Genomic DNA, 24,096 nt, shown 5'->3' on the forward strand with positions numbered 1-24,096 from the left:
GTGCGGCTGCCGCGCAAGGCCACCGCCAAGGGCGGTGGGTGGGCGCGGCACCGCACGGCCGCAGGCCCACCTCGCGCGCTTCGCGCGAAAAGCGCGGGTGGGTGGGGGAGACCGGCCGGGTGGGTGTCAGGCGTGGCAGAGGAGTTCGCCGTGGAGGCTGGTGAACCAGCCGTCCTCGGAGGCGGCGAACGCGCGCCAGGCCGAGGCGAGCTCGGCCAGCTGGGACTGCGTCGCGTGGCCGTCGGCGACCGCCCGTTCGGCGAAGGCCGAGGAGAGTGTGCGGTCCGCCCAAAGGCCGCCCCACCAGGCACGGTCCTCCGGCGTGGCGAAGCACCACGTGGTGGCCGAGGCGCGGACGTCCGTGAAGCCGGCGGCGCGTGCCCAGGACAGCAGACGGCGGCCGGCGTCCGGTTCGCCGCCGTTGGCGCGGGCGACGCGGCGGTAGAGGTCGAGCCAGTCGGCGAGCCCCGGCACCTCGGGGAACCACGTCATCGCCGCGTAGTCCACGTCCCGGACGGCGACGACGCCGCCGGGGCGGCAGACCCGCCGCATCTCGCGCAGCGCCCGCACCGGATCGGCGACGTGCTGCAGGACCTGGTGCGCGTGGACCACGTCGAAGGAGTCGTCGGGGAAGTCCAGGGCGTGCACGTCGGCCGTGGCGAACCGCAGGTTGGTCAGGCCACGGGACTCGGCCTCGGCGCGCGCCGTCCGGAGGATGTCCGCCGCCTGGTCGACGGCCGTCACCTGGCCGGGGGCGACCCGGGCCGCCAGGTCGGCGGTGATGGTCCCGGGGCCACAGCCGACGTCGAGGAGCGAGAGCCCCGGGCCCAGCTCGGGCAGCAGGTAGGCGGCCGAGTTCTCCGCGGTGCGCCAGCGGTGTGACCGCAGCACCGACTCGTGGTGTCCATGGGTGTACACGGCTTCCGACATGTGCGAAGCCTGCCTGTTGTCTCGCATGTCGAGCAAGTCCATTCCGCAGTGTGGACACGTTCACCGGCATGGCCCAGCGGTCCGGCGCGCTGGATTGCCGGGCGCGGGCCGCGTGCTGATCTGGTCCTTATGACGGAACGGACCGAGCACCCCGCGGGGGCCGACCGGCCCGCGCCGGCCGAGCCCCGGCCGCTGTTCGAGCGCCGCACCTGGCCGCGCGGCTTCGCCGACCGGCTCACGTCGCCGCTCCCCGGGCTGCGGCCGTTCGCCCGCGCCCTGCGGCACGGCGCGCTGCGCCCCCCGGCCACCGCGCTGCGCGAGGCGAGCGCGCTGCCGTACCGGCCGGCGCCGCTGCCCGCGCCGGACGCCCGTACCGTCGCGCTGACCTGGGCCGGGCACGCGAGCTGGGTGGTCGGGATCGGCGGCCTCACCGTGCTGACCGACCCCGTCTGGTCGCGCCGCATCCTCGGCACGCCGCCCCGGCTGACGCCGGTCGGCGTCGCCTGGGAGGACCTGCCGCCGATCGACGCCGTGCTGATCTCGCACAACCACTACGACCACCTCGACGCGCCCACCCTCAGGCGGCTGCCGCGCGACACCGCGCTGTTCGTGCCGGCCGGGCTCGGGGCCTGGTGCCGGCGTCGCGGGTTCCACCGCACCACCGAGCTCGACTGGTGGGAGGCCGTCGAACTGCCGGCGCCCGACGGCGCCGTCCGGCTGGACTTCGTGCCGGCCCACCACTGGTCCAAGCGGACCCTGACCGACACCTGCCGCACGCTGTGGGGCGGCTGGCTGCTCACCGACCCGGCGGGCCGCCGGGTCTACTTCGCCGGCGACACCGGCTACGGGCACTGGTTCGCGGAGATCGGCGCCCGCTTCCCCGGCATCGACGTGGCGCTGCTGCCGATCGGCGCCTACGACCCGCCCTGGCTGCTGCGGGCCGTGCACACCGACCCGGAGGAGGCGGTGCGCGCCTGCCGCGACGTCGGCGCGGCCCGAATGGCGCCGATGCACTGGGCCACCTTCGCGCTCTCGGCCGAGCCGCCGCTCGAACCGTTGACCAGGGTGCGGGCCGCCTGGCGGGACGCCGGCCGCCGCCCCGAGGACCTCTGGGACCTGCCGGTCGGCGGCTCCCGGATCCTGACGGGAACCAGCGGCGACTAGCTCGGCTTGGCCGGCGCCGGGTGGCCGCCGCGCGGGTGGCGCAGTCGGCGCCAGGCGGGTGGCGCGGCGGCGACCAGCAGCGTGAGGACGACCGCCGCGAGCACCCCCTGCCAGGGGTGCGGGAAGAGCGCCCCGCCCAGCATGCCGAGCAGCTGGTAGGTGGCCGCCCAGGCCAGCGCCGCCGGCAGGTCGGCCCGCAGGTAGGCACGCATCGGCATCCTGGCCAGCAGGCACGCCAGCATCACCGGTATCCGGCCGGCCGGGACCAGGCGGGACACCAGCAGCACCGTGGTGCTGCCGGCCGCGAGCCGCGCCCTGGCCCTGGCCAGACGCTCGGGCGCCACCTGCTGGTGCATCCGGTCGAGCCAGCGGGAGCCGTTGCGGGAGCGCACGCCACGCCGGCCGAGCCAGTACAGCAGCGCGTCGCCGAGGAAGGCGGCCGCCGTCGCCACCAGGAAGACCAGCAGTGTCGGCAGCGCGGGCCGCGGGTGGTGCAGGGCCACGGCGGCGGCCGAGCTGACGAGCGCCCCGGTGGGCACGACCGGCAGCAGCGCGCCGAGCAGCACCAGCAGGAACAACGAGGGGTAGCCCACGACCTGCGGGGCGGGGTTGGTGGAGACGGCCTCGGTGGCGGCGGCCGTCGCGGCTATCGCGCTCACCGGCCGGTCACCGCCAGCCGGACGCTCTCGCCGTGGCCGAGCCGGTGCACCCGCACCCCGGGCGCGAGCCGCGCCGCGTGCCGCACGAACTCGTCCCCCGGCGAGTGGAACTCGTACGCCCGCACCGCCGCCATGCCCACCGGCCAGAACGTGCCGTAGTGCACCGGCACGGCGCTGTGCGGGCGCAGCGCGACCAGCGCCTCGGCCGCACGCTCCGCGTTCAGGTGGCCGTGCCCGAGGCGCGGCCCCCAGCCGCCCACCGGCAGCAGCGCCGTGTCGACCGGGCCCGTCTCCGCGGCCATGGCCTCGTACAGGTCGGTGTCGCCCGCGTAGTACGTCTTCGCCTCCCCCTCGATCACATAGCCGAGCGGCTGGATCCGGCGCGGGAGGAACGGCAGCCGCCGCCCGTCGTGCGCGGCCGGCACCGCCCGCACCGTCACCCCGCCCACCGGGACGCTGTCCCCCGGGGTCAGCTCGCACACCTCGAGCCCCGCGGCGAGCCGCCGCAGGCGCGGCACCGCGCGCAGCGCGCCGCGCGGCAGCACGAGCAGCGCGCCGGCGGCGACCCGGGAGAGCGAGCGCAGGTGCAGGTGGTCGGCGTGCAGGTGGGAGACGAGCACCGCGTCCGCGCGGTGCGCGGCCGGCGGCGGCAGGGCGCCGCGGCGCCGCCACAGGTGGGCGCAGCGCAGCGTGAGCACCGGGTCGGTCAGCACCGTCGTCCCGGAGTCCCGCACCGTCGCGGTGGCGTGGCCCCACCAGGTGATCTCCACCGGCATCAGGAACTCCTCCCGGCCGCCGGACGCTCCTCGGACGGCCGTCGCCTTCCAGGATGCCAGGCCGCCGCGCTCGGCCGGCGAGGCCACCGTGGCCGGTGGGGCGAAGGGGACGCCAGGGGATGATTTGGCGGGGCAGGGAGAATGGGAGAGCGGTCGTCGAAGCCAGCAAGGGAGGAGGCGCGATGCCGGTCACGGCCTGGCGCGCGGGTGCCGCGCTGCTGCGGGTGCTCGCGGTCTGGGCGGTCAGCACGCTCACGATGGTGCTGCTCGCGCTGCTGCTGCCCGGTTTCCGCCTCCAGTCGGCCGACGGCGACAGCCTGACCCGGCTCGGCCTCACCGCCGCGCTCGGCGCCGGCTTCTTCGGCCTGCTCAACGCGCTGGTGTGGCCCTGGCTGGTGCGCGCCCTGCTGCTCGTGCCGGCGCTGGTGCTCGGCCTGCTGGTCTTCCTGCTCAACGGCTCGCTGCTGCTGCTCGCGCTCAGCGCCGTCCCCGAGGGGCGGGGCGCCGCGAGCCCCGCCGTCGCCGCCGTGGTGGCCGCCGTGATGTCCATCGCCTCCTCCGGCACCAGCACCCTGCTCGCCGTCCGCGACACCGGCGCGCAGCGCCGCAGGATGCGCCGGCTCGCCGGCTGGCGCGCCACCCGGGGCCAGCCCGCGCCCCCCTCCGGCACCCCCGGCACCGTCTTCCTCCAGCTCGACGGCGTCGGCTACGAGCTGCTGTGCGAGGCCATCGCCGGCGAGCGCCCCCTGATGCCGACGCTCGCCGCCCTGTGCGGCACCACCCACCGGCTCACGCCCTGGCGCACCGACTGGTCGAGCCAGACCGGCGCCTCCCAGCTCGCCATCCTGCACGGCAGCAACGAGGACGTGCCCGCCTTCCGCTGGTACGAGAAGGACACCGGCGAGCTGATCGTCAGCAACCGGCCGTCGAGCGCCGCCGAACTCCAGCGCCGCGCCACCGCGCGCAGCGGCCACCCCGGACTGCTCGCCCACGACGGCGCCAGCCGCGGCAACCTGTTCAGCGGCGGCGCCGACCAGGTGGCGCTGGTGCTCTCGGTGGCCAGGCGCGGCCCGGGCCAGCGCTCCCGCGCCGGCTACTTCGCCTACTTCTCCGACCCGGCGCACGCCGCCCGCACCGCGCTCTCCTTCCTCGCCGAGCTGGCGCGCGAGGTCGGCCAGTCGCTCGGCGCCCGGCTGCGCGGCGAGCACCCCCGCGTCGCCAGGGGCGGCCTCTACCCGCTGATCAGGGCCTTCGCCACGGTCGTCCAGCGGGACGTGGTCACCGCCGCCGTAGCCGGCGACATCATCAACGGGCGCACCGCCGTCTACGCCGACCTCGTCGCCTACGACGAGGTCGCCCACCACTCGGGCCCGCGCGGCCGGGACACCCGGCAGGTGCTGGCCGGCATCGACCGCTGCGTGGCCGCGATAGCCCAGGCCATCAGGTACGCGCCGCGCCCCTACCACCTGGTGCTGCTCTCCGACCACGGACAGAGCCAGGGCGAGACCTTCAGGTCCAGGTACGGCCTCTCGCTCGAGGAACTGGTGCGCGCCGGCTGCGGCCGACCCCCCGTGCCGCGCCAGGCGTGCAGGACCGGCGCCGCGGGGGAGCGCGAGCCGGCGGGCGCCGAGGCGCGCGGGGTGGCCAGGGTCGCGCTGCACCGCCCGGAGGAGCCGCCCGAGCCGCCCGGCGGCCCGGCGCGCGGGCGCGGCGCGCCCATCGTGCTCGGCTCGGGGAACCTCGGCCTGATCTCCTTCCCCGACCTGCCAGGACGGGCCTCCGCCGAGGCGATCACCGCCCGCTACCCCGACCTGCTGCGCACCCTCGCGGACCACCGGGGGATCGGCTTCCTGCTGGTGCACAGCGAGCGGCACGGCCCCGTGGTGCTGGGCGCCGGCGGCGCCCAGCACCGGCTCGCCACCGGCGAGGTGCTCGGCGCCGACCCCCTCGCGCCCTTCGGCCCCGGCGCGGCCGACGCCGTCCGCCGCACCGCCGGCTTCCCGCACGCCGCCGACATCATGGTGAACTCCGCCGTGGACCCGGACACCGGCGAGGTGCACGCCTTCGAGGACCAGCTCGGCTCACACGGCGGCCTCGGCGGCGAGCAGAGCCGGGCCTTCCTGATGTCGCCCCTCGCGCTGTCCCCGCCCGACGACGAGCTGGTGGGCGCCGAGGCCGTCCACCGCGTGCTGCGCCGCTGGCTCGCCGAGGCGGCGGCCCACCCCGCCGAACCCCGCCCGCGGGCGACGACCCGCGCGCCGTCCTAGGCTGGTCACCGGCGTCCGACGCGGAGGAGGGACACACCATGGCACCGCAGCCGTTGACGGAGCTGGAGATCGCCGAGTGCCTGAGCGGCCTGCCCGGCTGGACCGTGCGCGACGACCGGCTGGAGCGCGGCTACACGCTCGCCGGCCACCTGCCGGCCGTCGCGCTGCTCACGCACGTCGCCGCCGTGCAGGAGGAGCTGAACCACCACGCCGAGCTGACCGTCACCTACAACCGGCTCCACATCGCCGTCAACACCCACAGCGTCGGCGGCCGGGTGACCGAACTCGACGTCCAGCTGGCCCGCCGCATCGAGGAGATCGCGCCCGCGCACGGCGTACGGTCCTAGCCCTCGTGCCCACCGCCGGAGGCGAGGTCGGCGGGGGCCTCGAAGACGAGTTCGCGGCCATCCTCCTCGTCCCACTGCTCTCCGACCTCGACGAAGCCGAACCCGGAGATCGTGGCCAGGGACGCCACGTTGTCGGGACTGATCGTCGCCCGCACGGTCCTGACCGCGGGTTCGGCAGCGGCCCGGCGCAGCAACTCGACCAGCATCGCCCGGGCATAGCCCCGACGGCGGAAGTCAGGCGCGACCGAGTAACCGATCTCGACCATGCCCACCTCGTCGGGTGGCCCGTGGAACCCGCAGTGGCCGATGACGACGCCTTCCTCCCCGATCACCGCCTGCCGCGCCATCCACCGTGCGTGACCGGGGTCCGCGGCGATCTGGCCGAGCCGGAACCTCCACAGCCAGCGAGCCCGGTCCGTCACGAAGTAATCGCTCAGCGTGACTCCGGCCGTCCTGCCGGCCGCGGAGAGGTCCCCTTCGAGCAGCGCGGACATCGCTCCGCCGGACAGTTCCACGAAGCGCACCCGCCTCGGGGCAGCGGGGGGTGCGTCCTGGCGATCGGCTTCATCTGTCACCGTGCAGATGGTCACCGAACAACCGACCGGCGTCCAGCGGATTTGCCCCGGCCCCTCTCGTCAGTTCCAGTCGAAGGTGTCCGGATCGGGGCCGAAGCGGGTGCCCCGGTCCAGCGTCGCGAACGCGGCCAGGTCGTCCTCGTCGAGGTCGAAGTCGAAGACGTCGATGTTCTCCCTGATCCGGGACGGCGTCACGGACTTGGGGATCACCACGTTGCCGATCCGCAGGTGCCAGCGGAGCACCACCTGGGCCGGGGTCCGGCCGTGCTTCTCGGCGATCCGGCCGATCACCGCGTCGTCGAGCAGCCCCTTGCCCTGGCCGAGCGGCGACCACGCCTCGGTGGCGATGCCGAGCTCCGCGTGCAGGGCGCGCAGCTCGGACTGCTGGAGGTAGGGGTGCAGCTCGATCTGGTTGACCGCCGGCACCACGCCCGTCTCCTCCACCACCCGCCGCAGCTGCGGCGGGTGGAAGTTGGAGGTGCCGACCGCCCTGGCGCGGCCGCTCTCGGCGATCTCACCGAAGGTCCGGAGGATGGTCAGGTAGTCGTCGCGCATCGCGCGCGGCCAGTGGACGAGGTAGAGGTCGACGTAGTCGAGCCCGAGGCGGGCCAGGGAGGCGTCGAACTCCCGCAGCACGGCGTCGCGGGTCCAGGTCTCCGACGCGCTGTTCCACAGCTTGGTGGTGACGAACAACTCGCCACGGTCCACCCCCGAGGCGGCCAGCGCCCGCCCCGTGCCCTCCTCGTTCCCGTAGATCTGCGCCGTGTCGACGCTGCGGTAGCCGTCGGCCAGGGCCTGGGCCACGGCCGTCTCCGCCTGGTCGTCCGGGACCTGCCAGACGCCGAAGCCGAGTTGCGGCATCGCCACACCGTTGCCGAGGGTCACGTTCGGGACGCTGCTCACGGGGGTACCTCAGTCCTTCTTCGTGCGAGTTCGCGAGTTCGTGCGAACTTCTGGTGGATCTCTCGGCCCATCGTCCCCGACCGGCCCCCGTGCCGCATCACGCGGGTCGAGGAGAGACAATGGCGAACGTGCGCAGACTGGCCCGAATGATCGACCCCTTCATCGTGCTGCTGTTCGCGACGGTCGGGCTGGCCGCGTTGTTCCCCGCCAGCGGCCGGGTCGCGGACGGCGTGGACGACGCGACCGTCGGCATCATCGGGCTCCTCTTCTTCCTCTACGGCACCCGGCTCTCCACCCGCGAGGCCATGGACGGGCTGCGTCACTGGCGGCTCCACCTGACGATCATCACCTGCACCTTCGTCGTCTTCCCGCTGCTCGGCCTCGCCGCGCGCGGCCTGGTGCCGTGGCTGGTCAGCGACCCCCTCTACCCGGGCCTGCTGTTCCTGTGCCTGGTGCCCTCCACGGTCCAGTCCTCCATCGCCTTCACCTCCATCGCCCGGGGCAACGTCGCGGGTGCCATCGCCGCCGGCTCCTTCTCCAGCCTGCTCGGCGTGATCGTGACACCGCTGCTCGCCGCCGGCCTGATCGGCGCCAGCGGCGGCTTCTCCCCGGACACGCTGCTGGCCATCGGCGGGCAGCTGCTGCTGCCCTTCGTGCTCGGGCAGCTGCTGCGCCGCTGGATCGGCGGCTTCGTCAAACGGCACCGGCGGGTGCTGTCCCTGGTGGACCGTGGCTCGGTGCTGGTCGTCGTCTACGCGGCGTTCAGCGAGGGCATGACGCAGGGCGTCTGGGGGGAGGTCAGCTGGCGGCGTCTGGTGGCGCTGTTCGGCGTGCTGGTGGTGCTGCTCGCGGTGATGCTGCTGCTGACCACCTGGGGCTCGCGGCGGCTGGGCTTCGAGCGGGACGACCGGGTGGCGATCGTCTTCGCCGGCTCGAAGAAGTCGCTGGCGGCCGGCCTCCCGATGGCCGGCGTGATCTTCCAGGGGCAGGCGGCGATGGCGGTGCTGCCGCTGATGATCTTCCACCAGCTGCAGCTGATCGTGTGCGCGTTCATCGCCCGCCGCTGGGCGCGCCTGCCGGCGCCCGGCTCGAAGGAACCCCGGCCGACGACGACCGTGGCCGCCCAGGAACCGGCCCACCGCTGAGTGGCACTACCGCTCCACGGCGCTGAGGATGCGGTCCGCCACCAGGGCCGGTTCGTCGGTCGGCAACGCGTGCCCGGCCCGGGGCACGATCTCGACCCGGGCGGCGGGCACGGTCCTGCCGAGGCGGTCGGCGACCTCGCGCGAGTCGTGCATGGCGCTGCGTGCCCCGAGCAGGAAGAGCGCCGGGGCGCGCACCAGGCGTAGTTCCTCGTCCGAGAAGACCGGTGGCACGGGGAGCGCACGGCGGAACCCCCGCGAGGCGCGCATCAGGCCCATGAGTTCACGCTCCAGGATGGCGGAGTTGCCGACCAGGCGTGCCAGACGCGGGCGCAGCGGTCGCGGTGCCGTCGCGGCGAGACCGCCAGCGATCAGCCAGGCGTAGAAGCGCGGGCCGAAGTCGGCGAAGCCCGCCGGGTCCACCAGCGTGAGGCCGCCCGCGTGGCCGGGGTGGTGGATCTGGTGGTTGAGGGCGAGCCAGCCGCCGTAGGAGCAGCCGACGATGTGCGGATCCGTCGCCTCCAGCGCGACCAGGAGCTCGTCCAGCCAGGCCGCGCCGTCCCGACCGTCCTCGAGCGGGGCGGTCTGCGTGCTCGCGCCCGGTTCGCCGAGGGTGTCGACGGCGATGACCGGATGGCGTCGGGCCAGCACGTCGACGTACCGGTGCCACATCAGCGCGTTGCCCCCCGACCCCGGGAGCAGCACGATCGGCTCGCCGTGCCGGGGGCCGGTCCGGTAGACGCGGGTGGTGCCGAAGGCGGTCGGGATGTCGAGCGCGGTGCGCGGCCCCGGCCACAGGCGGGCCAGGGCGTGCTCGTAGGCGCGGTGGTAGCGGGCCCTGGCCTTCTCGTCCTTGAACTCGCTCAGCTTCATGGTACAGGTGTATCACATTTTATGATACGGGTGTACCGCGAGGGAGGTGGGCGCCGTGCCCGTCCGGGTCGATCACGAGGAGCGCAGGCGGCAGATCGCCGAGGCGCTGCTGCGCATCGCCGACACGCAGGGCCTGCAGTCGGCCAGCATGCGGGCCGTCGCGGCGGAGGCCGGCGTCTCGCTGCGGCTGGTGCAGTACTACTTCACCACCAAGGAGGCGCTGCTGCTGGACGCGCTGGACAGGCTCGGCGGCCAACTCCGGGCCCGCATGGAGAGGTGGATCGCCGCGGTGGGGGCCCCGGCCACGCCGCGCGGCCTCGTGACCGCGGTCCTGTCGAGCATCCTGCCGACCGACCAGGAGAGCCGCCGGATCACCAGGACCTACGCCGCCTACTACACGCTGGTCCTCAGCGATCCCGAACTGACGGGGAAGCGCGGCACCGCCCAGCCCGACCTGCTGGAGTCCTTCCTGGCCAAGCAGGTCCGCGCGGCACAACAGGCCGGGGAGATCGACGCGGGCAGGGACCCCGAGATGACCGCCGCCGGCTTGCTGGCCATGGTCAACGGCCTGGGCTCGAGCGTGCTGGGCGGCCAGCGCTCCGGCGAGTCGGCGCTGACGATCCTCACCCATCATCTGGACGAGCTGTTCCGATCGCCGTGACGGCGACCCGTCAGACCGTGGCGGCGGCCTCGGGGAGGACCACGCGGTCCGTGCCCGCGTAGATGTTCATGGACGTGCCGCGCAGGAAGCCGACGAGGGTGAGTCCTGACTCCTCGGCCAGGTCGACGGCGAGGGAGGACGGCGCCGAGACGGCGGCGAGGGCCGGGATGCCGGCCATCACCGCCTTCTGGACCAGTTCGAAGGAGGCCCGGCCGGAGACCAGGAGCACCGTGTCCGTGAGCGGCAGCAGCCCCCGCTCCAGGGCGCGGCCGACCACCTTGTCGACCGCGTTGTGGCGGCCCACGTCCTCCCGGACGTCGAGGAGTCGGCCGTCGGCCGCGAAGAGGGCGGCGGCGTGCAGGCCGCCGGTGCGGTCGAAGACGCGCTGCGCGGACCGCAGCCGGTCGGGGAGCTCGGCCAGCAGGCCCGGGTCGAGGCGCGGGCCGCCGGTCAGCGGCAGCGGCCAGCGGGCCGTGGTCCGCACCGCGTCCAGGCTGGCCTTGCCGCAGACGCCGCAGGACGAGGTCGTGTAGACGTTCCGCTCCAGCGTGATGTCCGGCAGCGGGACGCCGTCCGCGAGGCGGACGTCCAGCACGTTGTAGGTGTTGCCGCTGCCGTCCGGGCCCTGGGCGCCGGCGCAGTAGGTGATGCGGGCCAGCTCCTCGGGCCGGCCCAACACCCCTTCGCTGACGAGGAATCCGGCGGCGAGCGCGAAGTCGTCGCCCGGCGTGCGCATGGTGACGGCGATGGCGCGTCCGTTGACCCGGATCTCCAGGGGCTCCTCACCCACCAGGGTGTCGGCCCGCCGGCTGACGGCACCGTCCCGGATCCGGACGACGCGGCGGCGTTCGGTGACTCGTCCCATGGGTTCATCATGCCCCGAAGCGAGCCGGAAAGCGCCCGCTGTGTACGGGATACCGTCGACAATCGACCGAAACGTGTCAGCCATCGGCGCGCCTGCTCTCCGGCGGGCCCAGGTAGCTGGGGCGCAGCCCGCCCGTGTCGACGACCAGTTTCTGCAGCACCACGGTCGGGTCCACCATCCAGAACCGCAGCACGTGCCGCCCCGGCTCCGCGATGGTGTGCTCGGTGGTGGTGATCCGGACGTTGTCCGAAGTCCCGTGCTCCCACTGCCGGTTCATGGAGGTGTCGTCCGCGCCGCTGACCGCCGTGACGTTCACCGGGACCGGGGCGGCGCCGTCGAACGAGACCGCGTAGCTCAGGCCGTCCGTCGGCAGCACGTTGTTGCGCGGCGAGAGGTAGGCGAGCACCCGCACCCGGCCCGCCGTGAACAGCGTCAGGTCGTACTCGAGGCGCGGGCCGCGGCCGCCCGGGGTCTGGCGGTCCGCGGTGACCGGGAACGGCGTGACGCCGTCGCCGGTGCGGCCCAGGTCGGGGACGCGCTGCCAGCGGACTCCGGCGCCGCCCACCGCCCGGTCGAAGTGCCCGGCCTCGATGGAGACGTAGCCGTTGGCCTCGACGAAGCCGGCGAGCCGGCGCAGCGGCACGCCCGGGTTGGTGACCACCGCCGTCACCTCGACGCTCGCGCCGCCGGCCCCGGTGACGGTCAGCGGCACCCGGGTGGTGCCCAGCGGAGCCGCGCCGAAGTCCACCGTCACCTCGGCCCGCACCTGGCTGGTGACGGTGCCGGCGGCGGGGGAGACCCGCAGCCACGGCACGCCGGGTTCGATCCGGAAGTCGAACGGCTGCCGGCCCCGGTTGAACACCTCGACATACTGGGCGGGTTGCGACTGGTAGGGGCTGAACTCGGGGAGCACGGCCGGGCCCTGGGCGGCCGGCCACCACTCGGCCGAGCCGTCGATCGCCACGCCGAGCTCGGCGCCGGCCGGCGGGTCGATCCTGGTGACCGGCGGGAACACCTCGTCCGGCAGCGCCACGTGGTCGGGGGTCTGCGGCTGCTGCCACGGCGCGTCCTGCCCGTAGCGGGCGACGTCGCCGTAGCCGATCTTCGGCTGCGTCTGGAAGCCGGCCCACTTCCCGTCCCGCAGCGTGTTGTTGTAGTAGTCCGACATCGCCTGGTCGTCGGCGAACCTGGCGTCCGTGTCGTCGGCGAGCTGGTTGGCGGCGGTTCTGCCCTGCCGCGCGTAGTGCAGGTTGGTGAACTCGGCGGCCCGCAGGGCGTAGAGGTTGGCGGTCGCCTCCACCTGGTACTGCACCAACTGGTAGTACGCGTCGTGGTACTCGTCCGGCAGGGCCTCACCGATCCGCTGCGCCCGCGCGTCCAGCTCCTCCCACTCGGCCGTGACCCGCTCCAGCTCCCGGTAGTCGGTGAGGCTGAAGGGCGTCGCCTGGTCGTCGTAGACGATCGCGGAGGCGTCGGTGGCCGGGTCCTTCGTCGGGTCGACGGTGATCCGCCGGTTGAGCAACTCCGGCTTGCGGCGCGCCTGGAGGACGCCGTAGTCGTGCAGGACCCCGGCGATGGCCTCGGCGTGCCGGCGTCCGAAGTTCTGCTCCGCGTACTGGCGTTCCCACTCGCCGAGCCGCTCGATCGGCCAACGCTCCGGGTCCCAGGCGTAGTCCAGGAAGAACTGCAACGGCAGCTCCTCGGCCTTCAGGTCGCCGACGTTGACCACCCAGAGGCGGTCGATGCCGTACCGGTACGACAGGTGCAACTGCTCCCAGGTGGAGGCCAGGTTGACGGTGTCGACCCACTTGTAGTTGCGGCCGCCGCCGACGTAGTCGAAGTGGTAGTAGAGGCCGTAGCCGCCGGACCGCTCCGGCAGCCGGGGGTCGGGGACCTTGCGCATGTTGCCCCAGTTGTCGTCGCAGAAGACGACGGTCACGTCGTCCGGCGGGCGAAGACCCTGGTCCCAGTAGCGCTGCACCTCCTTGTAGAGCGTCTGCACCTGGGGGATGGCGGTCAGGTCCTCGGCGCCGGTCACCTCGGCCAGGATCTCGCGCTGCGCGGCCAGGATGGACTGCATGAGCTCGATGCCGTCCCCGTCGGGCAGGCTGACGTCGCCGTTGCCGCGCATGCCGAGGGTGACCACGCCCTCGAAGTCCTCCTCGACCATGCGGCGCACGCCGTCCGCCCAGTAGCGCCTGATGGCCTCGCCGTTGCGGCGGAAGCTCCACTCGCCGGTGCCGCCGTACGGGTCGCTGCCGGGGGTGACGACGTTCCCGGCCGCGTCGCGCCGGGCCGGGACCGCGTGCCGGTTCCACTCCTCGATGCCGCGCATCATGGGGGCCTCGTGCGAGGTGCCCATGACGATCCCGTACTCCCTGGCGGTGGCGTGGTTGGCCGGGTCGTCCTCGGCGAAGGCGCGGCCCCAGACGGCGGGCCACAGGTAGTTGGCCCGCAGCCGCAGCATCACCTCGAACACCCGGGCGTAGAAGGCGCTGTTGAAGCCGTTGGGGAAGCCGGGGGCGTGGCCCGGGCCGAAGAACGCGGGGGCCCAGGTGCCGAGCGCCGGGTTCTCGTCGTTGATGAAGAAGCCGCGGTACCTCACGGCGGGGGTGCCCTGGGTGAACCGGCCGGGCAGCAGGTAGACCCGCTCGTGGCGGGGGACCGGCACGTCGTCCCACCAGTGCCACGGCGAGACGCCGAGCTGGCGCGAGGTCTCGTAGACGCCGTAGATGGTGCCGCGCTGGTCGCTCCCGGCGATCACGAACGCGCGCCGCACCCCGGGCAGCGGATTGTGCACGAGCTGCTCGCGGGTGGTCTCCCACTTCCCGGCGATGCCGGCGACGTCCACCTTCCCGGCGGCGACCAGCTGGTCGATCAGCGGGCTGCGGCCGATGGTGCCGACGATGACGAGCTCGTCCTGGCCCGCCGGCGCCCGGTCGTGGCTGATGTCGGGGGCGGCACCGGTGACCCGTTCCAGGTCGGTCCGCAGGTCGCGCACCGCCCGCAGCACGCCCGGGTGGTCGGCCGAACTCACCAGGATCGGGACGGTCCTGCCCCCGGTCGACAGGGGCAGGCTGCCCGGCTGCCAGACGGTGGACACGAAGGTGCTGCGCCGCTCGGTCGCCGGCGGGGTGGCGACCGCGCCGGCGGGGGCCGCCTCGGCGACCGTGGGTGCGGTGCCGGCCGCCGCCACCGTGAGCGGCAGGAGACCGAGGAATGCGCGACGGCTCGTCATGATCAATCTCCGTGCGGGGATCCGATAATTTTCGGGATGGTTCCGGAAGATGCTGGCCGTGACTCCGGATGAAGCTAACGACGGGGCATGCCCAGGTCAATACTCGGTTCCCGACTGTCATGGCGGCCGTCAGGAAAGGGAGTTGGGGGCGTGCCGGGCGGCACGCGCCCCCCTCCGAGGTCTGAAAACCTTTCGGTCCGCCCACGGCGGCCGGGTCCACATCCCGACCACCTGGTTGACGCCCACGTCGGGCGCTGTTCCACTGAGAGCATGAGCGGCGAGCGACGCCTGACCACCCGCGACCACATCGACTTCGGTCGAGTGTGGTCCGCCGCGTGTCGCCGCGCCTGACGCGGCCGGCCGCTCCCGCCTTTCCCGCCCTTCCCGGCGTGGCCGCCTGACCGGCCGCCGCCCGCCGCCCCGCGCGGCCCGGCCGTCCCTCCCCAGCGCATCCGCCCTGTCGCATCCCGCCTTCGAAGGGGCCCATCGCCATGCCCGTCGAGTTCCTCGGTATCGCCGCCACCAACGACGGCTCGGAGACCACCGCGCGCTCCGGCGCCGCGTTCGACCCGGACTACACCCTCCGCCTCGCCCGCGCCCACGAGGACCACGGCTGGGACCGGGTGCTGTTCGCCTACGGCTCCGGCTCCCCCGACCCGGCCACCGCGGCCGCCTTCCTGGCCGCCAGGGTGGACCGGCTGAACATCCTGCTCGCCCACCGGCCCAACGTCTCCTACCCGACGTTCGCCGCCCGCTCCTTCGCCACCCTCGACCAGATCAGCGGCGGCCGCCTCACCGTCCACTTCATCACCGGCGGCAACGACCACGAACAGCGGCGTGAGGGCGACACCCTCACCAAGGACCAGCGGTACTCCCGCACCCGCGAGTACATCCAGATCGTCAAGCGGATCTGGACCAGCCACGAGCCCTTCGACCACGAGGGCGAGCACTACACCTTCCACGACTACGTGAGCGACGTCTTCCCCGTCCAACAGCCGCGCCCCGGCGTCTCGTTCGGCGGCTCCTCACCCGCCGCCCTCGCCGCCGGCGGCGCCGAGGCCGACATCTACTGCCTGTGGGGCGAGCCGCTGGCCGAGACCGCCCAGCAGATCGAGGCGGTGCGGCAGGCCGCGGCCGCCGCCGGCCGCCGCGAAGTGCCGCGCATCCAGGTCGCGTTCCGGCCCATCATCGCCCCGACCGAGGAACTCGCCTGGGAGAAGGCGTACCGCACGGTCGGCGCGATCAGGCAACGGCGCGGCGGGGACGGCGGGTTCGCCCCGGAGAACACCGGATCGCAGCGACTGCTCGCCATCGCGGAGCGGGGCGAACGCTACGACCGCGCGCTGTGGACCCCGACCGCGGCCGCCACCGGCGGCGCGGGCAACTCCAACGCCCTGGTCGGCACCCCGGAGACGGTCGCCGCCGCGCTGTTGGATTACTACGACCTCGGAGTGGACATCATCTCGGCGCGGGGTTACGACCTGCTCGGCGACGCCATCGACTTCGGGCGACACGTCATCCCCCTCGTCCGCGAGGAGGTGGCCAGGCGCGACGCGGAGTTGGCGGCCCGGCGCGCGCCGGCCGCCGCGGCCGGATGAGGCGCCCGGGGGGCCGCGCGAGCGGACGTGACCGGCGCATGCTGACGGGCACCGAAAGACCGAGGGGCGGCGGGCAGGATGGGTGACGGAGGTCTCGCGGCCGACTGTCCCGCCCCGCCGTCGCCCGCCCCGGCGGCACCCCCGGTTTCCCCGGCTTCCGCCGCGTGGCTCCCCGTCCCGCCCGGCTGGCTGTTGACGTCCCGGCGCCACATCGATCTGCTCCGGGTCTGCAGCTCCTACCAACGAGGTTGATTAACCGCGGCGCCCCGCCGCGAGTCGTCGCTCCCGCCTGCCCGGGCGAACCCCTCCCGCCGCTCGCCCGGCCGGCGGCCTCCCGCCCGTTCCCGTCCGCGCCCGCGAGGGAGAACCATGTCCACGTCCCGTTCCACGACCTCGGCGCCGCCCGTCCGTCCGCCCGAGCCCGCCATCAGGGGCCGGATCGGTCCCGACGCCGACCACGGCTTCTACCCGGTGGCCCACCGCTACCACCTGTACCTGTCGCTCTCCTGTCCCGGCTGTCTGCGCATCGCCGTCACCCACGCCCTGCTCGGCCTCGACGACCGGATCTCCCGCACCCTGCTGCCGCCCGTGCCCGACGGCCCGGGCGCCGGCTACGCGGCGCTGCGCGCGCCCTACGAGGCGACCGCCCACGGCTACCGCGGGGCCGCCAGGGCCCCGGTGCTGGCCGACCGTTGGACCGGCCGCGTGGTCAGCAACCACACCCCCGACATCCTGCGCGACCTCTGCCTGCGGTTCGGCGGCGCGGGCGGGCCCGACCTCTACCCGGCGGCGGCCGAGCGGGAGATCCGGGAGCTCGACCTGCTCTGCGAGCGGGACATCGGCGCGGCGGCGCAGCGCGCCGGGCAGGCCGGCGGCGACGACGCGAGCCGGGCCGCGGCGCTCGACACCCTGCTGGGCGCGCTCGGCGCGCTGGAGGAACGGCTCGCGACCGGGCCCCACCTGGTCGGCGACGCGCTGACCGCCGCCGACGTCCACCTGTGGGTGACGCTGGTGCAGTTGGACACGGTGCACCGCTGGCATCTGGACGCGGAGGCGGTGCACCGGATCGCCGCGCACCCCCGGCTGTGGGCGTTCGCCCGCCGGCTGCTGGCGAACCCGGCCTTCGCCCGGCAGCTGCGTCTCGACGAGATCGAGCGCCGCCACCACCACGACTGCCGGGGCCTGGAGGCGGCCGGCGCGGCCGTCCAGATCATCGACTGGACGGCCACCGACGACCTGCTGGCCTCGCCGGCCAGGCAGCGCCGCCCGCGCTGAGCGCTCAGCCGGCCGGTAGCTCGGCCGGTTCGAGCAGGCGGCTGGTGGAGCCGTCCGGGGCCACCGGCAGCTCGCCGTCCACGGTGATCCGACGCAGCGAGCGCTGGTGGCCGTCCGAGTCGTCGACGGCGTAGTGCTGGGTGGCGCGGTTGTCCCACATGGCCACGTCCCCGGCCCGCCACTGCCAGCGGACCGTGTTCTCCGGGCGCTCGATGTGCCCCTGGAACAGCTCGAACAGCAACTGGGAGTCCCTGGCCCGCACTCCCGCCAGGCGCTGCACGAAGTTGCCGAGCAGCAGGGTGCGTTCGCCGGTCTCCGGGTGCACCCGCACCACCGGGTGCTCGGTGCGGAACCGGGTGGCCGCGAACACCTCGCGGAACCGGGCCAGTTGCTTGGCGTCGGCCTCCGGCCGGACGGCGGCGTAGTCGAACTCGTTGGTGTGGATGGCCCGCAGGCCGTCGGCGAGCGCCCGCAGCGGCTCGGGCAGGCCGGCGTAGGCGGCGGCCGTGTTGGCCCAGACGGTGTTGCCCCCGTAGGGCGGGATGGTGATCGCCCGCAGGATGGAGAACGCCGGGTAGGCCGGCACGAAGGTGACGTCCGTGTGCCAGCGGTTGGCCCGGTCGCCGTGCTCGGAGTCGACGGGGAACGCGTAACGCCCGTCGGCCGCCGGCACGGTGGGGTGCGCGAAGAGCGGGCCGAAGAGCCGCCCGAACGCCTCGTGCCCCTCCTCGTCCAAGGCGTGCTGGTCTCTGAAGAAGATCACCTTGTGGGCCAGCGCGGCGGCCCTGATCTCGGCCACGGTCGCGGGCGTCAGGTCGCCGCCGAGCCGGACGCCCTCGACGACGGCGCCTATCCGGCCGCCGAGGCGGGTGATGCGAAGAGTGGGGGGTGCGGTGGTCATGCGCGGGCCCTTCGTGCGGAGGTGCGACTCTGCCTCGATCTTGTAAAACGCGTGGCGCGATAAACCCGTTTCCGGCGTCGGGGAATTCACTTCCCGGTCCCTCGCCCCGAGCGGCCCCGGTCCGGTACCGTGACGGGTTGAATCCATTCAGCCGGAGAGCGTGGAGTGCGCCATGCCCCGCACGCCCAACCGCAGAAGCGTGATCCAGAGCGCCATCGGCGCCGCCGCCCTCGGCGGACTCGCCGCCGGCCGCGCCGGCGCCGCGGCGGCGGCCGGCCCGTCCGTCACCGTGCGCGGCAGCACCCTGCTCGACGCGACGGCCCTCTACTTCGTCTCCTACGACGGCCTGGTCAACAACAACGCCTTCCAGAAGCACGGGCTGCTCACCCACAACGGCCACCAGTACGCCGTCTGGTACGCCGCCGACCGCCAGGCCACCGTCGCCCGGCGCGCCCTGACGTCGACCACCTGGTCGAGGACCACCGTCGGCCACGCGCTCACGGCCGACGACTCGCACAACGTCATCTCGGCCGGCGTCTCGCCGGGCGACGGCCGGCTCCACCTCGTGATGGACTCGCACAGCGGCGGCTACTTCTACGTCAAGTCGGTGGCGGGCCTTGCCGGTTCACCGGCCGCCCACCCCTGGCGGGCCGACCGCTTCGGCCCCGTCCAGACCAGTATGGACGGTACGGCCCTCACCGCCACCTTCACGTACCCGCAGTTCCTCGTCTCGCCGGCGGGGCGCCTCCAACTCAGCTACCGCACCGGCTACTCGGGCAACGGTCAGGCCGCGCTCGCCGAGTACGACGGCACCCGCTGGACCAACCTGGGCGCCTGGTCGAGCGCCACCGGCACCTACACCACGGCTTACGGCAGCAGCGGCTCCCGCAACCTCTACCTCCACGGCCTCGACTACGGCCGCGACGGCCGGCTGCACGTCTTCGGCACCTGGCGCGAACAGTCGACCGCCGTGACCTGCGGCGCCAACCTCACCAACCACGACACGGTCTACCTGCGCAGCGCCGACGCCGGCCGCACCTGGACCAACGCGGCGGGCGCGGTCGTCGGCACCACCGGCGCCCAGCTCGTCTCCGTCACCTCACCCGGCCTGGTGGTCGATCCACTGAGCCCCGACCACGCGCTGATGAACCAGGAGTCCCAGGCCGTCGACTCGACCGGCCGGCCGCACGCGCTGATCAGCTACGTCCCGGGACGGTTCGGGCAGTGCGTCCGCGACTACGTCGCCGGCCGGATCGCCAACGCCTACAACTTCCACGTCCACCAGGACGCGGCCGGCGCCTGGCACAAGCGGGAGATCCCGGTCCCGCTGCGGTCGAGCCAGCGCTCCCAGCTGGTGTTCGACGCCCTCGACAACGCCTACGTCGTCATGCCGTACGTCCGGGTCGTCGCCGCCTCGGCCGCCAGTGGCTGGACCGACTGGACCCTGCTCCACGACGGCACCTCGACGCTCAACGCCTTCGGCGAGGTCGTCGTCGACTCGACCCGGGTCCCCGTCGACGGCGTGCTCTCCGTGCTCTACCAGGAGCGCTCCACCGGCACCACGCCCTCGCCGCTGCGCGTCATCGACTTCCAACTCCCGCGCGGCTGACGTCCGTTCGCATGGAGCGACCGGCTCAGGCCCGGCTCCGCACGAGCAGCCGGTCGGAGAGGCCGAGGCGCGCCGTGAGCGCCGCACGGCCCGCGGCCGTGACGAGCACCGCGCGGGTCGAGCCCACCCGGGAGATCCAACCGGCGTCGAACGCGTGACGGCACAGCGCGGCGCCCACCGCGCCGGCCAGGTGCGGGCGGCGCTCCGTCCAGTCCAGGCAGGGCCGGACGGCCGGGCGACGGCCGCCGGCCGGGACCGTGACGCCAAGCTCCCCGAGCCAGTCGTGTCCCGCGGCGGTCAGGCCGAACCCGTGCGCCAGTTCCAGCAGGCCCCGCTCGACCATCGCGTCGGTGATCGCCACCCCGACCGTGCCCGCCAGGTGGTCGTAGCAGGTGCGGGCGTGCGCCAGCGCGTCGCGCCGGCCGGCGGCCGACAGGGTCGCGGGCGGCCCGGCGCGCCGGGGCGCGAGCGCCGCCAGGTCCTCGACGAGCTGGGCCACCTCGGGGCCGGCGAGCCGGACGTACCGGTGCCGCCCCTGCCGCTCCTCGGCGAGCAGGCCCCCGCCCACCAGCGCGTGCAGGTGCTCGGTCGCGGTGGAGGCGGCGACGCCCAGGTGTCGCGCCAGCTCCGCCGCGGTCCACGCCCGGCCGTCCAGCAGCGCCAGGCAGAAGCCGGCGCGGGTGCCGTCGGCCAGCAGCCTGGCCACGGCGGCCAGGTCGGGGCCGGCGGCGCGGGCCTGCGTGGTGTCCATGAGGCCATTGTCGCCGACGACGCTTCGGCGGCGGCCGAAACGACTGCGGCCTAGTGTGCCGGAGCATGAACGTCGCGCCACAGGACACCGCCCACGTCACGATCGAGCCGAGCATCCTCTACTTCGGGACGCCGGTCGTCCTGCTGTCCACGGAGAACGCGGACGGCTCGGTCAACCTCGCCCCGATGTCGTCCGCCTGGGCCCTGGGGCGGACGGTGGTGCTCGGCCTCGGCGAGGAGGGGCAGACGGCGCGGAACCTGGGAGCGCGCCCCGAGCTGGTGATCAACCTGCCCGGGCCCGCCCAGTGGCCGGCGGTCGAGCGGCTGGCCCCGCTGACCGGCCGGTACCCGGTGCCGGCGACCAAGGCGCCGGGCTGCCGCCACGAGCCGGACAAGTTCGCCGCGGCCGGCCTGTGCCCGGAGCCGTCCCGGCTGGTCGGGCCGCCGCGGGTCGCCGAGTGCCCCCTGCAGTTGGAGGCGCGCGCGGAGCGGGTGCGTCCCGGCGTGCCTGAGGGCTTCGTCATCGTGGAGGCCGTCGTGCTGGCCGTCCACGCGGACCGGGCCATCGTGGTGCCCGGCACGGACCACGTCGACCCCGGCGCCTGGAGCCCGCTGATCTACAACTTCCGCCACTACTTCGGCCTCGGCCCCCAGCTCGGCCACTCCTACCGCAGCCAGACCCCGGGGGCGGCCTGACCGGCCGGCACGTCCCGTACGGCCGGGTGCGTGGCGGCTACTTCTCCACGAAGAGGAGGTCCTCCGGCCGCTCGGTCATCCTCAGAGTCGCCTCGTTGGTGATCTCGACCACGTGCTGCAGCCCGGTGATCTCCTTGGGCCGGCCGGTGACGCGGAACCGGTCACCCGCCCCGGCGAGGAAGGCGGGAAAACAGTCCAGCGGCGGGTTCGCCGGGTTGAGGTCGAAGTAGTCCTTCAGCCGGCGGAACAGCTTCGGGAGGATGACCGCCCCGTCGTCGGCCGTGAGCGAGGGCATTCCGGTGATCTTCGCCCCCTCGGTGGTCGCGTCCTTCAGCCACACACCCTTCTTCGGCGAGGCGTCCCTCGCCTCCTTGGCCGCGGCGGTCATGACCGCGCGCAGGCGGGAGGGGAAGCCCGCGTAGAAGGTCGGGTAGGCCAGGCCGACCGTGAGCAGGTGGTGGTTGGCGGTCTTCTTGAGCAGGCCCTCGTCGACGTCGATCTCGTAGCCGCTGCAGGCGGGTGGCCTGCCACGGCCGACCAGGGCCACGCACCGGCCGTAGACGTCGGCGCCGCGGGTGAGGATGAAGCCGGGGACGGTCTCGGGGGTGGTGGTGACGGTCTCGTTCTCCGCACGGTGGATGTCGGTGAAGCCGAGCCAGGTCAGCAGCTCGTCCGCCGCCTGGTGCGCGAGGCCGAGCGGCTGGTGTTGCACCGTGGTGCCGGGTCTGGCGTAGTGGGTCTCCAGCGCGTCGACGGCCTCCAGGCGCACGGCCGCCTGGCCGTCCACCCCGGGCCGGATCGGGGTGCCGGGCACGAGCTTCCAGTCGGCGACGGTGTCGGGGATGAACGGGACGGTGTCGCCGTCCGGTTTGGCGCCCCCCGACGGCCGGAAGGAACCCCTGATCAGCAACATGGACATGGCGACTCCGGTCAACGTGAGACGACGTCGGTGGCTACCTCACCGAAGGTAATCGCCGACCGCGCACGGTGCGCGCCGGGAGATCCGTCCGTGCCACGACGTCACCGGGTCGGGCCGGGGCCCCGGCCCGGGCGGACCAGGCCGTGGTCGAACGCGAAGACCGCGGCGTGCACCCGGTCGCGCAGCCCGAGCTTGGTCAGCACCCGGGCCACATGGGTCTTGACCGTGGCCTCGCCCACGTGCAGCCGGCCGGCTATCTCGGCGTTGGACAGGGCGCGGGCGAGCAGCAACAGCACCTCGTGCTCGCGCTCGGTCAGGCGGGCCAGGCGCCGGGCCACCTCGGGCGACGGCTCGGCGGGTCCCGACCTGGCGAACTCGGCGAGCAGCCGGCGGGTGACGCTCGGCCCGAGCAGGGCCTCGCCGGCGGCCAGCGTCCGCACCCCCTCGATCAGCGTCTCCGGCGGGCTGCGCTTGAGCAGGAAGCCGCTGGCCCCGGCGCGCACGGCGCCGAAGACGTACTCGTCGAGCTCGAAGGTGGTCAGCACCAGCACCCGAGCGTCGCCCGCCGCCGTCAACGCCCGGGTGGCGGCGATGCCGTCCAGGCCGGGCATGCGCACGTCCATCAGGACCACGTCCGGCGCGGTGGCGCGGGCCAGCTCCACGGCCTCCCGGCCGTCGGCCGCCTCGCCGACCACCGTGATGTCGGGCTGGGTGTGCAGCATCATCCGCAGCCCGGCGCGCATCAGCGCCTCGTCGTCGGCGAGCAACACCCGGATCACGCGGCCTCCTTCGGCGGGACGAACGGTATGCGGGCCCGCACCGACCAGCCGCCGTGCTCGCGGGGGCCGGCCTCGACGGTGCCGCCGAGCCGGCCGACGCGCCGCCGCATCCCCGCCAGGCCCCGGCCCCCTCCGGAGGCCGCGGCGCCGCCCCGGCCGTCGTCCGACACCGCCACCCGCACGGCGTCGGCGTCGAGCCGCAGCTCGACCACGACACGGGCGCCGCCGGCGTGGCGCACCACGTTGGTCAGCGACTCCTGGACCAGCCGGCGCACCGCCTCCGCGGTGGTCGGGCTCAGCGCGTCGAGCGACGCCGGCAGCCGCAGCTCCGCCGTGACGGCGGGCGGGAGGGCGGCGGCCAGCGAGGTGAGGGCTCCGGCGAGGTCGGGCGGGCGGCCGCCGGGGCCGGTCAGCAGCCCCAGCACCTGGTCGAGGTCGGCCATCGCCTCCCGCCCGGTCCGCTCGATCTGGACGAGGGCCTGCCGCGCCTCCGCGTGCCGGTCGCCGAGCAGCAGCCTGGCCGCCCCGGCGTGGGTCACCATCACCGTCACCGCGTGCCCCACCGCGTCGTGCAACTCCCCGGCCAGCCGCGCGCGTTCCCCGGCGAGCACCCGCTCCCGCTCCCGCTCCCGCAGCACCGCGTCCGCCTCCCGCCGCAGCCTGCCGTCCCGGCCCACCAGCCAGGCCACGACGTGCACGACCAGCGCCGGGACGAAGGACTCGGGGCGGAACGCCAGCGCGCCGAGCGCGGCCGCCACCGGCGCCGCCGCCAGTTCGAGCGCCGGGCGCGGGGCCAGGACCCGCAGCACCAGGGACAGGGCGAGCGCCGAGGCCAGCGAGGCGTTGGTCACCGGCAGCCCCGCCGCGACCGCCACCACCGTGGCCGCCGCGCCGGCCCACAGCGCCGGCACGGGCGCGAAGCGCCGCCCGGCGATGGCGAGGAACCAGACCACCGCGCACGCCCGCTCGACGACGGGCCCCTCGGCGACCGACGCCGTGTGGTCGGAGGAACCGATCGCGATCACGGCCGAGACATAGGCCACCGCCACGTCCAGCAGCACCCACAGCACGCCCCGCTCGACCGGTCCCTCGGCCCGCCACCCGGCTCTCGACGCCTCGCGCACCGCCACCCCTCCCCGCCCTCGGCCGTCCCACAGTACGAGCCCCGG

The 24,096-nt window shown here is 74.4% G+C and carries 22 protein-coding genes; 9 read left to right on the forward strand and 13 right to left on the reverse strand.

Annotated elements, in window-relative coordinates; translation table 11 throughout:
• Positions 1–126: 126 nt before the first annotated feature.
• On the reverse strand, positions 127–930 hold the full coding sequence (locus RNC47_RS02160; RefSeq protein WP_311594952.1) for a methyltransferase domain-containing protein: 804 nt from the start codon (positions 928–930) through the stop codon (positions 127–129).
• 129 nt (positions 931–1,059) lie between these two features.
• Between RNC47_RS02160 and RNC47_RS02165 the strand changes: the two genes are divergently transcribed.
• On the forward strand, positions 1,060–2,094 hold the full coding sequence (locus RNC47_RS02165) for an MBL fold metallo-hydrolase (RefSeq protein ID WP_311594954.1): 1,035 nt from the start codon (positions 1,060–1,062) through the stop codon (positions 2,092–2,094).
• Here the strand turns inward: RNC47_RS02165 and RNC47_RS02170 are convergent.
• Positions 2,091–2,744, reverse strand: coding sequence for a DedA family protein (locus RNC47_RS02170; RefSeq protein ID WP_311595583.1), 654 nt, complete (start codon positions 2,742–2,744; stop codon positions 2,091–2,093). The two genes, RNC47_RS02165 and RNC47_RS02170, sit on opposite strands and share 4 nt — an antisense overlap.
• A 5-nt stretch (positions 2,745–2,749) precedes the next feature.
• Complete coding sequence (locus tag RNC47_RS02175; RefSeq protein WP_311594955.1) at positions 2,750–3,529, reverse strand: MBL fold metallo-hydrolase; 780 nt, start codon at positions 3,527–3,529, stop codon at positions 2,750–2,752.
• 182 nt (positions 3,530–3,711) lie between these two features.
• Here RNC47_RS02175 and RNC47_RS02180 point away from each other — a divergent pair, with 182 nt between their 5' ends.
• Both RNC47_RS02180 and RNC47_RS02185 read left to right on the forward strand, forming a co-directional pair.
• Complete coding sequence (locus RNC47_RS02180; protein ID WP_311594957.1) at positions 3,712–5,796, forward strand: phage holin family protein; 2,085 nt, start codon at positions 3,712–3,714, stop codon at positions 5,794–5,796.
• Positions 5,797–5,834: 38 nt separating this feature from the next.
• Positions 5,835–6,143, forward strand: a complete 309-nt coding sequence (locus RNC47_RS02185) for a 4a-hydroxytetrahydrobiopterin dehydratase (protein ID WP_311594960.1) — start codon at positions 5,835–5,837, stop codon at positions 6,141–6,143.
• On the opposite strand, the gene RNC47_RS02190 is transcribed toward RNC47_RS02185, so the two are convergent.
• Both RNC47_RS02190 and RNC47_RS02195 read right to left on the reverse strand, forming a co-directional pair.
• Positions 6,140–6,667 carry a GNAT family N-acetyltransferase gene (locus tag RNC47_RS02190; protein ID WP_311595584.1) on the reverse strand — a complete coding sequence of 176 codons (528 nt, stop codon included), beginning with the start codon at positions 6,665–6,667 and terminating at the stop codon, positions 6,140–6,142. The genes RNC47_RS02185 and RNC47_RS02190 overlap by 4 nt on opposite strands.
• Before the next feature lie 111 nt (positions 6,668–6,778).
• On the reverse strand, positions 6,779–7,621 hold the full coding sequence (locus RNC47_RS02195) for an aldo/keto reductase (protein ID WP_311594962.1): 843 nt from the start codon (positions 7,619–7,621) through the stop codon (positions 6,779–6,781).
• Positions 7,622–7,767: 146 nt separating this feature from the next.
• Here RNC47_RS02195 and RNC47_RS02200 point away from each other — a divergent pair, with 146 nt between their 5' ends.
• Positions 7,768–8,766: a bile acid:sodium symporter family protein gene (locus tag RNC47_RS02200; RefSeq protein ID WP_311594963.1), complete on the forward strand. Its 999-nt coding sequence runs from the start codon at positions 7,768–7,770 to the stop codon at positions 8,764–8,766.
• Positions 8,767–8,772: 6 nt separating this feature from the next.
• On the opposite strand, the gene RNC47_RS02205 is transcribed toward RNC47_RS02200, so the two are convergent.
• A complete protein-coding gene (locus tag RNC47_RS02205) occupies positions 8,773–9,636 on the reverse strand; it encodes an alpha/beta fold hydrolase (RefSeq protein WP_311594964.1) in 864 nt (287 codons plus the stop codon).
• A 55-nt stretch (positions 9,637–9,691) separates the two neighbouring features.
• On the opposite strand from RNC47_RS02205, the gene RNC47_RS02210 reads away from it, so the two are divergent.
• A complete protein-coding gene (locus tag RNC47_RS02210) occupies positions 9,692–10,297 on the forward strand; it encodes a TetR/AcrR family transcriptional regulator (RefSeq protein ID WP_311594965.1) in 606 nt (201 codons plus the stop codon).
• 10 nt (positions 10,298–10,307) lie between these two features.
• Here the strand turns inward: RNC47_RS02210 and fdhD are convergent, their stop codons facing one another.
• The gene (gene fdhD / locus RNC47_RS02215; RefSeq protein WP_311594966.1) at positions 10,308–11,162 is read right to left on the reverse strand and encodes a formate dehydrogenase accessory sulfurtransferase FdhD; all 855 of its coding nucleotides are present in this window, start codon (positions 11,160–11,162) and stop codon (positions 10,308–10,310) included.
• A 76-nt stretch (positions 11,163–11,238) separates the two neighbouring features.
• The gene (locus tag RNC47_RS02220; RefSeq protein WP_311594968.1) at positions 11,239–14,400 is read right to left on the reverse strand and encodes a glycosyl hydrolase 115 family protein; all 3,162 of its coding nucleotides are present in this window, start codon (positions 14,398–14,400) and stop codon (positions 11,239–11,241) included.
• A gap of 491 nt (positions 14,401–14,891) precedes the next feature.
• Between RNC47_RS02220 and RNC47_RS02225 the strand changes: the two genes are divergently transcribed.
• Together RNC47_RS02225 and RNC47_RS02230 are read left to right on the forward strand one after the other, a co-directional pair.
• A complete protein-coding gene (locus tag RNC47_RS02225) occupies positions 14,892–15,998 on the forward strand; it encodes an LLM class flavin-dependent oxidoreductase (RefSeq protein WP_311594970.1) in 1,107 nt (368 codons plus the stop codon).
• Between the two features lie 369 nt (positions 15,999–16,367).
• Positions 16,368–17,273 (forward strand): glutathione S-transferase C-terminal domain-containing protein, encoded by a 906-nt coding sequence (locus RNC47_RS02230; protein ID WP_311594972.1) that lies wholly within the window; start codon positions 16,368–16,370, stop codon positions 17,271–17,273.
• 4 nt (positions 17,274–17,277) lie between these two features.
• On the opposite strand, the gene RNC47_RS02235 is transcribed toward RNC47_RS02230, so the two are convergent.
• Positions 17,278–18,174 (reverse strand): TauD/TfdA dioxygenase family protein, encoded by an 897-nt coding sequence (locus RNC47_RS02235; RefSeq protein WP_311594973.1) that lies wholly within the window; start codon positions 18,172–18,174, stop codon positions 17,278–17,280.
• A 172-nt stretch (positions 18,175–18,346) separates the two neighbouring features.
• Here RNC47_RS02235 and RNC47_RS02240 point away from each other — a divergent pair, with 172 nt between their 5' ends.
• Positions 18,347–19,783, forward strand: a complete 1,437-nt coding sequence (locus RNC47_RS02240; RefSeq protein WP_311594974.1) for a BNR repeat-containing protein — start codon at positions 18,347–18,349, stop codon at positions 19,781–19,783.
• Between the two features lie 25 nt (positions 19,784–19,808).
• On the opposite strand, the gene RNC47_RS02245 is transcribed toward RNC47_RS02240, so the two are convergent.
• Entirely contained in the window at positions 19,809–20,534 is a 726-nt protein-coding gene (locus RNC47_RS02245; RefSeq protein ID WP_311594975.1) for an ArsR/SmtB family transcription factor, read from the reverse strand.
• Positions 20,535–20,599: 65 nt separating this feature from the next.
• Here RNC47_RS02245 and RNC47_RS02250 point away from each other — a divergent pair, with 65 nt between their 5' ends.
• Positions 20,600–21,229, forward strand: coding sequence for a flavin reductase family protein (locus RNC47_RS02250; protein WP_311594977.1), 630 nt, complete (start codon positions 20,600–20,602; stop codon positions 21,227–21,229).
• A 37-nt stretch (positions 21,230–21,266) separates the two neighbouring features.
• Here RNC47_RS02250 and RNC47_RS02255 read toward each other — a convergent pair whose 3' ends face one another.
• From RNC47_RS02255 to RNC47_RS02265, 3 genes are all read right to left on the reverse strand, one after another.
• Positions 21,267–22,148, reverse strand: coding sequence for a nuclease (locus tag RNC47_RS02255; RefSeq protein ID WP_311594979.1), 882 nt, complete (start codon positions 22,146–22,148; stop codon positions 21,267–21,269).
• Between the two features lie 101 nt (positions 22,149–22,249).
• Positions 22,250–22,927 (reverse strand): response regulator transcription factor, encoded by a 678-nt coding sequence (locus tag RNC47_RS02260; RefSeq protein ID WP_311594982.1) that lies wholly within the window; start codon positions 22,925–22,927, stop codon positions 22,250–22,252.
• Positions 22,924–24,051: a sensor histidine kinase gene (locus RNC47_RS02265; protein ID WP_311594983.1), complete on the reverse strand. Its 1,128-nt coding sequence runs from the start codon at positions 24,049–24,051 to the stop codon at positions 22,924–22,926. Before RNC47_RS02265 ends, RNC47_RS02260 begins: the two co-directional genes overlap by 4 nt.
• Positions 24,052–24,096 lie beyond the last annotated feature (45 nt).

It is taken from the genome of Streptomyces millisiae (assembly GCF_031845425.1).
Lineage (GTDB): Bacteria > Actinomycetota > Actinomycetes > Streptomycetales > Streptomycetaceae > Streptomyces > Streptomyces millisiae.

Bases quoted from the DNA above. Each gene is read 5' to 3' on its own strand.
- RNC47_RS02165 (WP_311594954.1), top strand. From the start codon at position 1,060: ATGACGGAACGGACCGAGCACCCCGCGGGGGCCGACCGGCCCGCGCCG.
- RNC47_RS02200 (WP_311594963.1), top strand. From the start codon at position 7,768: ATGATCGACCCCTTCATCGTGCTGCTGTTCGCGACGGTCGGGCTGGCC.
- RNC47_RS02175 (WP_311594955.1), bottom strand. From the start codon at position 3,529: ATGCCGGTGGAGATCACCTGGTGGGGCCACGCCACCGCGACGGTGCGG.
- RNC47_RS02235 (WP_311594973.1), bottom strand. From the start codon at position 18,174: ATGACCACCGCACCCCCCACTCTTCGCATCACCCGCCTCGGCGGCCGG.
- RNC47_RS02245 (WP_311594975.1), bottom strand. From the start codon at position 20,534: ATGGACACCACGCAGGCCCGCGCCGCCGGCCCCGACCTGGCCGCCGTG.
- fdhD (WP_311594966.1), bottom strand. From the start codon at position 11,162: ATGGGACGAGTCACCGAACGCCGCCGCGTCGTCCGGATCCGGGACGGT.
- RNC47_RS02220 (WP_311594968.1), bottom strand. From the start codon at position 14,400: ATGACGAGCCGTCGCGCATTCCTCGGTCTCCTGCCGCTCACGGTGGCG.
- RNC47_RS02225 (WP_311594970.1), top strand. From the start codon at position 14,892: ATGCCCGTCGAGTTCCTCGGTATCGCCGCCACCAACGACGGCTCGGAG.
- RNC47_RS02250 (WP_311594977.1), top strand. From the start codon at position 20,600: ATGAACGTCGCGCCACAGGACACCGCCCACGTCACGATCGAGCCGAGC.
- RNC47_RS02255 (WP_311594979.1), bottom strand. From the start codon at position 22,148: ATGTCCATGTTGCTGATCAGGGGTTCCTTCCGGCCGTCGGGGGGCGCC.
- RNC47_RS02160 (WP_311594952.1), bottom strand. From the start codon at position 930: ATGTCGGAAGCCGTGTACACCCATGGACACCACGAGTCGGTGCTGCGG.
- RNC47_RS02230 (WP_311594972.1), top strand. From the start codon at position 16,368: ATGTCCACGTCCCGTTCCACGACCTCGGCGCCGCCCGTCCGTCCGCCC.
- RNC47_RS02180 (WP_311594957.1), top strand. From the start codon at position 3,712: ATGCCGGTCACGGCCTGGCGCGCGGGTGCCGCGCTGCTGCGGGTGCTC.
- RNC47_RS02240 (WP_311594974.1), top strand. From the start codon at position 18,347: ATGCCCCGCACGCCCAACCGCAGAAGCGTGATCCAGAGCGCCATCGGC.
- RNC47_RS02185 (WP_311594960.1), top strand. From the start codon at position 5,835: ATGGCACCGCAGCCGTTGACGGAGCTGGAGATCGCCGAGTGCCTGAGC.
- RNC47_RS02205 (WP_311594964.1), bottom strand. From the start codon at position 9,636: ATGAAGCTGAGCGAGTTCAAGGACGAGAAGGCCAGGGCCCGCTACCAC.